This is a genomic window from Exiguobacterium sp. U13-1 (assembly GCF_001750115.1).
GTDB classification, from domain to species: domain Bacteria; phylum Bacillota; class Bacilli; order Exiguobacteriales; family Exiguobacteriaceae; genus Exiguobacterium_A; species Exiguobacterium_A acetylicum.
In genome coordinates, this window is record NZ_CP015731.1 from 2,226,341 (window position 1) to 2,238,123 (window position 11,783).

Below are 11,783 nucleotides of genomic sequence, written 5' to 3' on the forward strand. Positions count from 1 at the left end.
AAAGACCGGAGCGCGATGCGTCCCGGTCTTTTTTCTTCACCGCGCAGGCGTCGGCCAATACGACTGAAAATAGTGGACGATGTATTGATGAACGTGCCGGACGACAGGACGTAATTCCGTCCCAACGAGTCGGTTCAACGAGACATCCCATAACATTGGTGGGTCGAACGGGATGATTTTAATGTCATCCGCATGATGAAACCGTAGGATTGGTTCCGGTAGGATCGAGATGACGTCAAGTTCTTGGACCATCCCGATCAATAAGTCCCATGCCCCTGACATGAAGAAGATATTCGGTTCTTGTTGCACCTTACGAAACTCCGATAGTATCTGATGGTGCAACATGAATCGATCATTTAAGATGACGAGTGGTTCATTTCCGATATCACGATATGTTAGGGCTTCTTTTGATTGAAATGGATGATTCGGACGCACGGCGACGACGACCTCGTCTTCAATCAATCGAAAACGTTCGATGCCATAGGATTCACCTGGTTCGATCAAGATGGCCAAGTCGAGTTCTTCAAGTAACAGTCGACGTTTGAGTTCAAACGCCCCCTCCTCAATGATTTCGAGTTCAATCCCAGGGTGTTCCGCCATGAACTTCGGAATCAACTGTGAAAATAAGACAGGGAGGATAACGGGTGGGATGCCAAGACGGACTTTCCCTCGGACGACGTTCGAGCGTTCGCGCAGATGACCCATCAATGCTTGATGACGTGTCAGAACGATCTTCGCATCTTCATATAATTGACGTCCCGTTTCCGATAATCCTGTCAACCGTCCGTGCTTTCGAATGAATAGTTCCACTTGCTCTAGCTGTTCGAAGTCGCGAATCATCTGACTAAGCGCTGGTTGCGAAATCGACAAGTGCTTCGAAGCACGCGTTAAGTTATAGCCTTGCTCGACGATCGTCGTAAAAAAAAGTAACTGTCGAATATCCACTTCTATCTCCCCTTATTCATCAAACCAGCGATTTTTTTTAAAGAACAGAATCATTCCTAAAGCAAGGAGCGCCATTGCCCCTAACGTCACGAAATAACCGTAACGAGTGGTCAGTTCTGGCATATGTTCGAAGTTCATGCCGTATATACCAGCAATGAACGTCAACGGCATGAAAATCGTCGTGAAGATTGTCAATGTCTTCATGATACTATTCATCCGGTACGAGTTGAGGGAAATGAAATTGTCCCGAAATTCAGATGTCATCAATCGATTGTATTCAATCATTTCCGATAACTTCAGTAAGTGATCGTACAAATCGCGAAAAAATGCCTGTTTCTTCGGATGAATCGATAAGCGCTTCGATTCGACGACACGGTACAATAAGTCCCGCATCGGCATGACCGTCCGCGAGATTCGAAGTAACCGCGCCCGTAGTTCGAAAATTTCTTCCATCAACCGACGATCGTTTCCACGCGTCCGGTAACGTTCCTCAAGCGCAAACAACTCATCTTCCGTCGCATGAACGATCGGAAAATAACCATCGACGATTTTGTCCATGATTTTATGGACGAGGTCGACCGTCTCTTGTTTGTCAAGGCGTTGTGTACACTGTTCAAACACGATATCAATTTCTCGCGAAGATTGCTCATGGTAGCTGACGAGATGCCGATCACTTGCGAACAAATTAATTTCGCGACTCGTCAACGTTCCTTCATCGAGCGCATGAAGGACAAAAAAGCTATGTTCTGTATAATATTCAAGCTTCGGGCGTTGTAAGTAATGGAAACAATCTTCAACCGCAAGTGGATGGAAATCAAAAACCTCAATCAATTTTTGCTTCTCTGCATCTGTCGGTTGATCGAAATCAACGAAATAACGTTTGATACCTGACTCCTGTGTCCGACCTACATCAGCGGTCAAAATGATCGTGTCATTCGCATCGATCAGTATACAACGAATCAACTTTTTCTCCCCCTTTGATTATGTAAGCGTACTATATTTTTTCGTATGCAACAAAAAAAGGACTCCTCCGAAGAGAAATCCGTTTTATATAGCAATCAACCATGTTCAATATAAAAGCCGCTCCAATAGACCTGACGATACGTAAACTCTTTTCCACTCTTCGTCGTCACAAGCATCTCATCTTCTGCCATGACGGCAATTTTAATCGGGACTTCACCGTGATCCGTCAAATAATTGAGGATTTCAAGATGTCGATTCAACCAAAGACGACGGCGGAACCAACGAAAGCGACTGAATGCCGCACAGAAGTGGAGTAAGGCGAGCGCAAGGATAATTAAAGCAAACGGAAGTGGAATATCGAACAACGCAATCAAATATACATCTGCGATCAGCAAGGATAACGAGAGACCCATTTCCGTCATCTCCATGAAAGATGCTTTATAGGTCGCAAAGTAGGTCATCACACGAAATAGGAAGATGACCGTGAGGTACGGTACGAAGTACATTTGAAACACATGGTCCGTGCCGCTGTTGACGAACATGAGCAGTGGCAGGAAGAATAGCAATTTCCAGATTAGGATGGCGGAATAAAATAAAGTATGATCCGTGTAGCGTCTGCGTACGATGGCTTGACTCATATTCATTGCCTTCCCCTCCTTCATGATGGACCGTTTCAAAGTCGATGATGACAGGACATGATGCCTATAAGGGTATGTTTCCGAATTCAGCTGTTTCTAATCGTCTAATTCACAGTTTTTAGAAACTGTATATTTAGTATACGTCATGATTCACTAAATGGTTCACTTTCCCCATCATTTCCCATCATTCGATGTGCTACAGATTGGAAACCCGCTCTTGCTAGTCGTCCTGATCTTCTACTGCTACAATTAAAGATATTCCAATTGAACAGAATCGAGTTGAATCTTTCATGTACACCCATATCATCATCGGCGCCGGAATTCTCGGTGCCTCGACAGCTTATCATTTATCAAAGGCTGGTGAACGCGTCTTACTCGTCGACCGAAAGGAACCAGGTCGCGCTTCTCATGCGGCAGCCGGTATCATCTGTCCATGGATGACACAACGGCGAAATAAGGCATGGTACAAATTAGCGAATAACGGGGCTCATTTTTACAAGACATTGATTCCTGAACTCGAAGCACTCGGTGAGACGAGTACGGGTTATCAGCAAGTTGGAACAATCGCCTTACACGAAACGTCAAAAATCGATAAGATGGAGACGATTGCACATAATCGTTTTCCGGAAGCTCCTGCCATCGAGCGACTCGAGCGACTCGATCAAGATCGTGTCAAAACGCTCTTTCCGCTCGTCGAACAAATTGAAGATGCGTTGTTCGTCTCTGGCGGTGCCCGTGTTGATGGACGTGCCTTATGTGCCGCTATGATCCGTGGTGCTGTCGAACATGGAGCCACCGTGATCGAAGGAGACGCTTCTCTGATCGTAGAGGACGGGAGCGTCACGGGAATCAAAGTGGGGCGTGAGGAGTATACGGCAGAACAATTCATTTTAACGGCAGGTGTCTGGTTGAATGATCTTCTCCGCCCGCTTGCGCTTAAAATTGATTTGCATCCGGAGAAGGGACAAATCCTACAACTCGACTTGACGGATTCTACATCAACGACGTGGCCGGTCATCATGGGACAACGCGGATTATATCTGGTCTCAATCCACGAAAAGAAACTGATCGTCGGTTCGACACACGAAAAGCAGACCGACTATGACTTGAAACCGACCGTCAAGGGGATGCATGCTTTATTGAATCGCGCCTTACCTGTCTTACCAAGTTTAGAAGAAACGACGATCGATGAACTGCGTATCGGCTTACGCCCGTATACGAAAAACTCCCTACCGGTGATCGGACCGCTTCAAAATCATCCGAACGTGTTCCTAGCGAATGGACTCGGTGCATCCGGTCTAACGATCGGACCTTATCTCGGTAGCCAATTAGCGAAGCTTGCACGTCATCAAACGCCTGATATCGAATGGACGACTTATGAGCCGACCTACGTCGCTCTCGACTCCTGACCCACTCTATGCTTCATTTTGAAAGGAAGTACACCATTGTCCATGAAACCTAACGTTCCTCTTGAATTATTCGATGCTTTAGATATACGCGTTGGTACGATCCAGTCGATTTCAAATCGCACAGACGGCTTGATTCAGCTTGAACTACAATTCGACGGATTTACACGTTCATTTTCACTCGACTGGGAATCACTGCGACCCGATGTCCATGAATTGCTTGGAAAACAAGCGATTGCCGTCCTGAACATACCTGGACGTACGCCTGAAGAGTCCGGTCGGGTGCTTGAGATTGGTCGCTCAGAACAATGGATGCCGATTCTTGTCGTACCGGAACATCCGATTCCGGAAGGCGCACGTGTCGAATAAGGCAGATCATTTAGAAAAACACTCCCTGTGTCGCTTTGAACTGAACCAAAAAAGTTAGACAATAAATAATTTGTCAGGCGACCTTGAGGACCTGAGTCCGGTATTCCACCGGGCTCAGGTTTTTTAGTCGTCTCTTGATACGACGATGATTATAGTACTCGATGTAACGCTCGAGCTCACTTTTGAAGTGGTCCATGTCATCGAACTCCTTGAGATACAGGAGCTCTGACTTGAGCACAGCGAAGAAGCTTTCGATGGCTGCGTTGTCGAGGCAGTTGCCCTTACGGGACATGCTTTGCGTAATGCCGTGCTCGTGAAGCGTACCGACGAACGCTCGATATTGATAATGCCACCCTTGGTCGGAATGCAGAATCGGTCGGGCTTTCCCGTCGAGCTTCCCGATTGCCTGATCCAACATTTCACCAACGAATTGATAGGTAGGGCGGTCCGATAGGGTATAAGCAATGATCTCACGATTTCCCAAGTCCATCATCGGTGAGAGGTAGAGTTTCTCCCCGAACAGGTGAAACTCAGTGACGTCAGTCACCCATTTCTGGTTCAGGCCGGTGGCCTTGAAGTCACGTTGGAGAAGATTCGGTGCGACCTTTCCGACCCGTCCTTTATAGGAGCGGTATCGCTTCATACGGACAAGACATTTTAGACCGAGCTCATTCATGAGACGGCGTACGGTCTTCGGATCGTGCCGGAAGCCTTGGCGTTCGAGAAGTGCGTGGATGCGACGATAGCCACATCGTCCCTCGTGTTCGTGGAAGAGAGTATGGATAGCTATCTTCACCTCCGCATACTTGTCCTCGCCCGTCAGGCGCGTCCGCCAATAGTAATAGACGCTTCGTGCCATACCGAGCACGCGAAGGAGTCCCGGAACGGGATAGACTGACCGCAATTCGTCGATTACTTGTGCCTTGATCCGGTTCGTCGCGCATTCTCTTCTTGAACCAAGGCTTTCAATTTTTTTAACGCAGCGTTCTCCATCTCGAGATACTCGATCCGCTCTTTGAGCTTCTCGACTTCTGTCATCTCTTCAAATTCCTTCTTCTTGCGTCTCGCCATCGGGGCACGTCCTTTCGGTCTGGCGACCAGACCTGCGGTCCCTTCCCGTTCATACGTCGATCGCCATCTCGAGATCGTCCCTGGGGAAGAAATTCGGTACTTTACGGTCGCCTCTATATTGGACAGCCTGTTGGTCACCATGTCGTTTAATACCTCCAGTTTAAATGCCAGCGAGTGGCTTGTATAGGAAGGATCGAAGATCGTTTCCCCCCAACGCTCATAGAGACGCGACCACTCGCGGATCAGTTCACGTGCTATCCCGAATTCTATCGCTACACCTCGGTATCCGTCTCGTCCTGTCAGATAACGCTCAGCGACTTGGACTTTAAACGCCTTTGTATATTTGACCATAAAAAACACCCCATAAAAGTTGGATTTTTATGTCCAACTTTTATGGGGCAGTTCATCATTCAAGCGGGAGTGTTTTTAGATATGCCATTACATTTTTTCTAAATAATGTACGCTAAATCGTTCATCGTCATCGATCCAGCAATTGACCGGATGAAAACCACTTTTAAGGGCAAGTGTCTCAAACTCTTCTTTACTGTATTTATAGGAGTTTTCCGTATGAATCGTTTCTCCTTGTTTAAACGGAACCGTCACATCTCCAACTTGTACGAGTTGATCGAGTTGACTCCGAAGATGCATTTCGATTCGTCCTTTTTCCTCATTATAAAAAGCATGATGTTCGAATCGCGTCACATCAAATGTTCCCTCAAGCATCTGATTCAAATGCGTCAACATATTCAAATTGAATGCTGCTGTGACGCCGGCTGCATCATTATAAGCTCGTTCAAGAACGTCAACAGACTTTTTCAAATCGACCCCGATCAAGAATCCATCTCCTGTTTCAAGAATTCGTGAGGAATGACGTAAGAAGCGCATCGCTTCCTCAGGTTCAAAGTTTCCGATCGTCGATCCCGGGAAAAAAATGACTCGTTTTTGAGACTCCTCGACCGGTAAAGAAATCGATTGTGAGTAATCCCCACAGACCGCTTTAATATGCAGCGCAGGATACCGTTCCGACAATTGGCGTGCAGATTCCATTAAGAAATCTTTTGAAATATCGATGGGCATATACGTGTCTAAATGTGTAAATGTCTCCAGTAACATTTGGATTTTACGACTGCTTCCACTTCCATATTCAATCAGTGTATGCACATCCCCGATACTTCGTGCGATTTCCGCTCGATGTTGCTCCAAGATGGCGAGTTCTGTTCGTGTCGGATAATATTCCGGTTGTTGCGTAATCTGTTCGAACAGCTGGGATCCGATGTGATCATAAAAATATTTTGCCGGTAAGACCTTTTGTTCTTGCAACAGACCTTCGATGACTTCTAAACGCATGTTTTGTTGCGGCGTATATAAATCGTAACCTATTACTGTTTCCCGCATCACATGTCACCTGCCAATCGGAAGCCGCCAAATAACCAACGTTTATCAGGCGGGAAGAAGTTGCGGTATGTTTCGCGAATATGATCGTCAGGCGTCACGCACGCTCCTCCACGCAGTACCATTTGATTACACATGAACTTCGCGTTGTATTCTCCAAGTGCTCCTTCGAGCGGTTTACTGCCTGGGTATGAACTATAAGCGCTCGACGTCCATTCCCAAACGTTTCCGAACATGCTCGCAAGCGTTGTCTCTGACTCTTCAACGGCTACCGGATGGAAGGTCCCGCTTCCCATCATATTACGCTTCGTGACAGAATCGACTTGGCGAGAAGCCCATTCCCACTCTGCTTCTGTCGGCAACCGTTTCCCTATATAACGACTATAAGCATCCGCCTCATAAAAACTGACGTGACAGACCGGTTCATCGAGACGAAGTGGTTCGACACCATTCATCGTAAAGATCGTCCACTCCCCTGCTTCATCCTTCATCCAATATAACGGTGCTTTCCAGCCTTCTTTTTGAACCGTCGAAAAGCCGTCGGACAACCAGTATTCTGATTTTTCATAGCCCTCTGCTTCAATGAACGCCAAATACTCTCCATTCGTGACAGGACGCGTCGCGAGTTTAAACGGATACAGCCACGTTTTATGACGTGGACTCTCGTTGTCAAACGCAAAACCGTCTCCTGTATGACCGATCTCGACGAGTCCTTCCTCGAATTGGATAAAAGATGTTTCCTTGACTGCATTTTCAGGCACATCTGTTGCCCGCGACTTTGACTGATAGGCAGGTAACAACGGATTCGTAAAAAAGTTATTCTTCACGTCCATCAAGATCAATTCCTGATGTTGTTGTTCGTGTTGTAATCCCATCTCGACTAATGCTTCGATTTTTCGTTGGTCTTCTGGAGTTCGATCTTCCTTCAAGAACTCGATCATTTGTCCATCGACATATGACCGGTAAGCAATGATGTCTTCGACGGTCGGACGTGACAGCATTCCTCGTTGTTGACGAGGTTGGTAAGGACCGATCGAGTTATAGTACGAGTTGAATAGATAATTGTACTCCGGATGGAAGACGCGATAGTCTTCACTATATTCCTGTAGTATCATTCGTTCAAAAAACCAGGTCGTATGGGCGATATGCCATTTCGGTGGACTCACGTCGGAACTTGCCTGGATGACGAAATCCTCCGCTTCGAGTGGTTCGATCAAGGCGATTGTTTGATTACGAACAGTGGAAAATTTTTCAATTAAGTAAGATGTCGTTTTAAATAGCATGTCAATCACTCCCTATCCAAAATATTCCGAATCTTTTGGTCCATTTGATGTATACCCCTCCTATGGAAGAGTTATGCTAAAGAAACAAAAAAAGTCCGCTCCGTTAAGAGCGAACTGATCACTTTAATATACTTTATCGCCGTTGAAGATCGAGTTCTTGACGACAACGTAGTCGACCGTCCGAATCGCCTGCAATTTGTTCCCACCAGCGTACGAGATTGCCGATTGTAAATCTTGCTCCATCTCGATTAAAGTATCCGCTAGACTTCCTTTATGCTCGACGAACATTTTCTTTCCTTCGACGTTCTTGCGTTCCCCTTTTTGGAACTCAGAAGCAGAACCGAAGTATTCCTTGACGAGCACTCCGTCCACTTCATGTGTCTCACCAGGCGATTCTTCATGCCCTGCGAAGAGTGAACCGATCATGACCATCGACGCACCGAACCGGACTGACTTCGCGATATCGCCATGCGTCCGAATCCCACCATCAGCAATAATCGGTTTACTTGCTGCTTTTGCACACCAACGAAGTGCCGCGAGTTGCCAACCACCTGTACCGAATCCTGTCTTAATCTTCGTGATACACACTTTACCTGGTCCGATCCCGACTTTTGTTGCATCGGCTCCCGCATTCTCAAGTTCACGCACCGCTTCCGGTGTTCCGACGTTACCAGCGATGACGAAACTTTCTGGTAGAAGCGACTTGATGTGGCGAATCATCTGAATGACGGCTTCCGAATGACCGTGCGCGATATCAATCGTGATGTATTCCGGAGTCAGCCCTTCTGCTGCGAGCTGTTCGATCAGCTGATATTCCTCTTCCTTGACACCGACGCTAATTGAAGCGAACAGTTGGCGTTCTTGCATCATACGAACGAATGCCAAACGACGAGCCGGTTCGAATCGATGCATGATATAGAAATAATCGCCTTCCGCTAAGAACAAAGCGATCGATTCATCAATGATCGTTTGCATGTTTGCCGGTACGACTGGAAGCTTGAAACGACGACCACCGAACTCGACTGACGTATCACATTCCGAACGACTACCAACGATTGATTTTGCTGGAATTAATTGAATATCTTCATAATCGAATACTACATCCATGAATAACACCTCTAATTACGAATATTTTTAAATATATTGGCGATAATCATTCGCCCCTTGACTACTATAACGAACTGTCCTCATAGTGTCAAAGAAATTTTCGCGTTTTTAAGGTTTTTCAAGAACTTTATTCCGCTATCAGCAATTTAATGTTCGGTTTTTAACGGTTCTTCCGTTGTAAATCTGTCAACCAGTGCTCTTCCCAGTCAAAATAGCTCGTCGCTTCGGATGCTTCAAACACATGATCAGGATAAGGAAGTGCTAGAGGTGGACGCTCCTGTTTTGGGAAATATGCCAGTTGTTTGGATTCCCCATCGACGGCTTCGAGCGTTCCCCCGACTACCTTACACTCGAATACTGTCGCTACGTATTCAACTTCGTTTCCGTCCGGGTACGTCAAACGAAACGCCTCTCCACCGAATGTCGCAATCAGTCGGACCGGTCGGACGAATAGACCCGTTTCTTCATAGACTTCACGAATGACTGCTTGCGCAGGAGATTCTCCCAGTTCGATCGCTCCAGCAGGCAAACTCCAAAACGGACCTCCTGGATCCTGAAAGAGGATATGACCTGCTTCGTTTCGAATGATCGCTGCGACGCATGGTGTAAAAAGACGTTGCGTTCCGACAAGTTGGCGCAGATTAGCATAGTAATCAGAGATTGGCATGTTTTGACTCCTCTCGGTCTTCTTTTAATAGAGCAAACAAAATAAAGTCTTCCCAGGCATCGTTGATGAAGAGATTTTGTTTCGCGATTCCTTCTTGGCGAAACCCAACTTTCTCAAGGACACGGATCGAGCCGATATTCTCTGGCATGACTTCAGCACGGATCCGGTGGAACTGGTGGACATCAAATAAATGATCTACGAATAATCCGACTGCTTGAGCCATATATCCTCGACCAGAAAAGGTGGCATCCAGTTGATAACCGATCATGCATGTCTCGGCTGGTCCACGCTGAACGAACATCGCCGAGACATCCCCAATCAATTGGTCTGTCTCATTTAAAAAGACGCCATACGCATAATAAGCATCTTGGCGCATCAACTCTTGGTGGCGGTAAATTCGTTCTCGTTGTCCTTCGATCGTGTATTGTTCAGGAGACGGTTTGATTGGCATCCAGTACTCAAAGTGATCACGGTTTCGCAAATTCACCTCAAGGACCTCCGCTGCATCCTCTAATGTATAAGGACGAATGTAAACAGGTAACATAATTATTCCTCCTCTTCCATCAATATCTTTAGTTCAAGAAGTTTGAGTGTTTCATAATTCATCCAGCGGGAATCTACATAATAGTTTCATTACATTACTGTGACAGCATACTATAGAGAAAACTGTCGAAGAAGGAGTGACTTATGTATTCAGACACTGATTTGCTCAATCAAATCAAACAACGCGATTCCGTCGCGTTAGAACGATTATACGATCGTTACGAAAAAACACTCTTTCTTCTATTCCGTCGCACGCAAGTCGAGGAAGCACTCATTCATTCCGCGATGACTCAGTTATTCCGCACTGTTTGGGAGCAACCGACACGTTATCCGAACTTTCAAGGATTCATTCTGCATACATTACGACAACTCAGTAGCAAAAGAGAACATATCCCGACTCGCTGAAAGAATCAGTTATATTCTTTCGACATGAGTAGAATGAACCCTTTAATTGCATGATTTATTCAGAGAAGAACAGCTTCGTTTGTTCTTTTTTTGTTTTGTCCTTTCTTTTTTGTTTGAGGCATGCTATATTATTAAGTAATTATTGTTGTTCGGTGGAGATACGAAGTGTTTCACTTTATATTCGATGAAATTGATCACGGTAGTAATAATCAGTGTGCCAGTCACACGCAGGAGGCAATACACATGGAACAAGGTAAAGTAAAATGGTTTAACGCAGAAAAAGGATTCGGCTTCATCGAGCGCGAAAGCGGAGACGACGTATTCGTACACTTCTCAGCAATCCAATCTGAAGGTTTCAAATCACTTGACGAAGGTCAAGAGGTTTCTTTCGAAGTTGAAGAAGGTCAACGTGGACCACAAGCAACTAACGTTGTAAAACTTTAATTTCCTTTAGACCCTGCTCACGCAGGGTCTTTTTTTGTTTATATATGCTACACTAGCGATTCAGGAAGAAAGGAGATGTAATATGACACTTGAACAAACGATGCAACACCTTCAAGATGCTATGTTAAAAGGCGACCTAACACAAGTCTCGCATCTATTATCTCCCGAATTTACGTTCATCGATGCATTAGGGCGGTCATTTGATGCCGAGACCTACCTCGATCATTACGTGGATCCTGCAAACATCCGCTGGTTATCCCGAACTGATGATTTTTCATACATTGATCATTTCGAAGATACGGCAATCCAGTATAGTTTGACAGAAGACCGATTTGAATACGGAACAACTCAATACGTTGGTCGTTTCCGGATCGTGTCCATCTATCGTGCTACGTCAGATGGTTGGAAATGGCACTTTGGTCAATTGACATCTCTTGATCCGTCGTAACGGATTCAAGGGATGTTTTTGTTTTCATTTTCCATTCATCGTCAGTTGGAATTGCTTCTCATTTTTCATTCCGTTACACTTGAGGGGTACATATTTTCTGAA

15 protein-coding genes are annotated in these 11,783 nt (G+C 45.7%); 5 read left to right on the forward strand and 10 right to left on the reverse strand.

Features of this window, described 5'->3' with window-relative positions:
- Positions 1-36: 36 nt before the first annotated feature.
- The 3 genes from ESP131_RS11680 to ESP131_RS11690 form a co-directional block, all read right to left on the reverse strand.
- A complete protein-coding gene (locus ESP131_RS11680; protein ID WP_069940788.1) occupies positions 37-945 on the reverse strand; it encodes a LysR family transcriptional regulator in 909 nt (302 codons plus the stop codon).
- Between the two features lie 12 nt (positions 946-957).
- The gene (gene corA / locus ESP131_RS11685; RefSeq protein WP_069940789.1) at positions 958-1,908 is read right to left on the reverse strand and encodes a magnesium/cobalt transporter CorA; all 951 of its coding nucleotides are present in this window, start codon (positions 1,906-1,908) and stop codon (positions 958-960) included.
- A 95-nt stretch (positions 1,909-2,003) separates the two neighbouring features.
- Positions 2,004-2,552: a hypothetical protein gene (locus ESP131_RS11690; protein WP_047394858.1), complete on the reverse strand. Its 549-nt coding sequence runs from the start codon at positions 2,550-2,552 to the stop codon at positions 2,004-2,006.
- Positions 2,553-2,836: 284 nt separating this feature from the next.
- On the opposite strand from ESP131_RS11690, the gene ESP131_RS11695 reads away from it, so the two are divergent.
- Positions 2,837-3,955 (forward strand): NAD(P)/FAD-dependent oxidoreductase, encoded by a 1,119-nt coding sequence (locus tag ESP131_RS11695; RefSeq protein WP_069940790.1) that lies wholly within the window; start codon positions 2,837-2,839, stop codon positions 3,953-3,955.
- Positions 3,956-3,997: 42 nt separating this feature from the next.
- Positions 3,998-4,321, forward strand: a complete 324-nt coding sequence (locus tag ESP131_RS11700) for a hypothetical protein (RefSeq protein WP_047394863.1) — start codon at positions 3,998-4,000, stop codon at positions 4,319-4,321.
- A 73-nt stretch (positions 4,322-4,394) separates the two neighbouring features.
- Here the strand turns inward: ESP131_RS11700 and ESP131_RS16550 are convergent, their stop codons facing one another.
- The 7 genes from ESP131_RS16550 to ESP131_RS11735 form a co-directional block, all read right to left on the reverse strand.
- Positions 4,395-5,291, reverse strand: coding sequence for an IS3 family transposase (locus ESP131_RS16550; RefSeq protein WP_425323777.1), 897 nt, complete (start codon positions 5,289-5,291; stop codon positions 4,395-4,397).
- Complete coding sequence (locus ESP131_RS17075) at positions 5,234-5,743, reverse strand: helix-turn-helix domain-containing protein (RefSeq protein WP_069940791.1); 510 nt, start codon at positions 5,741-5,743, stop codon at positions 5,234-5,236. The genes ESP131_RS16550 and ESP131_RS17075 overlap by 58 nt, the downstream gene beginning before the upstream one ends.
- Positions 5,744-5,830: 87 nt before the next feature.
- Positions 5,831-6,787, reverse strand: coding sequence for an L-histidine N(alpha)-methyltransferase (gene egtD / locus ESP131_RS11715; RefSeq protein ID WP_029341909.1), 957 nt, complete (start codon positions 6,785-6,787; stop codon positions 5,831-5,833).
- Positions 6,787-8,067 (reverse strand): ergothioneine biosynthesis protein EgtB, encoded by a 1,281-nt coding sequence (egtB, locus tag ESP131_RS11720; RefSeq protein WP_069940792.1) that lies wholly within the window; start codon positions 8,065-8,067, stop codon positions 6,787-6,789. The genes egtD and egtB overlap by 1 nt, the downstream gene beginning before the upstream one ends.
- 123 nt (positions 8,068-8,190) lie before the next feature.
- Positions 8,191-9,174: a GMP reductase gene (gene guaC / locus ESP131_RS11725; RefSeq protein ID WP_029341911.1), complete on the reverse strand. Its 984-nt coding sequence runs from the start codon at positions 9,172-9,174 to the stop codon at positions 8,191-8,193.
- Between the two features lie 160 nt (positions 9,175-9,334).
- Complete coding sequence (locus tag ESP131_RS11730) at positions 9,335-9,841, reverse strand: NUDIX domain-containing protein (RefSeq protein WP_051656280.1); 507 nt, start codon at positions 9,839-9,841, stop codon at positions 9,335-9,337.
- On the reverse strand, positions 9,828-10,385 hold the full coding sequence (locus ESP131_RS11735; RefSeq protein ID WP_029341913.1) for a GNAT family N-acetyltransferase: 558 nt from the start codon (positions 10,383-10,385) through the stop codon (positions 9,828-9,830). The genes ESP131_RS11730 and ESP131_RS11735 overlap by 14 nt, the downstream gene beginning before the upstream one ends.
- A 143-nt stretch (positions 10,386-10,528) precedes the next feature.
- Here ESP131_RS11735 and ESP131_RS11740 point away from each other — a divergent pair, with 143 nt between their 5' ends.
- The 3 genes from ESP131_RS11740 (at position 10,529) to ESP131_RS11750 (ending at position 11,681) form a co-directional block, all read left to right on the forward strand.
- Positions 10,529-10,789, forward strand: a complete 261-nt coding sequence (locus ESP131_RS11740; RefSeq protein WP_029341914.1) for a hypothetical protein — start codon at positions 10,529-10,531, stop codon at positions 10,787-10,789.
- 243 nt (positions 10,790-11,032) lie between these two features.
- Positions 11,033-11,233 carry a cold-shock protein gene (locus ESP131_RS11745; RefSeq protein ID WP_023468529.1) on the forward strand — a complete coding sequence of 67 codons (201 nt, stop codon included), beginning with the start codon at positions 11,033-11,035 and terminating at the stop codon, positions 11,231-11,233.
- An 82-nt stretch (positions 11,234-11,315) separates the two neighbouring features.
- Complete coding sequence (locus ESP131_RS11750; RefSeq protein ID WP_047394207.1) at positions 11,316-11,681, forward strand: nuclear transport factor 2 family protein; 366 nt, start codon at positions 11,316-11,318, stop codon at positions 11,679-11,681.
- Positions 11,682-11,783: the final 102 nt, after the last annotated feature.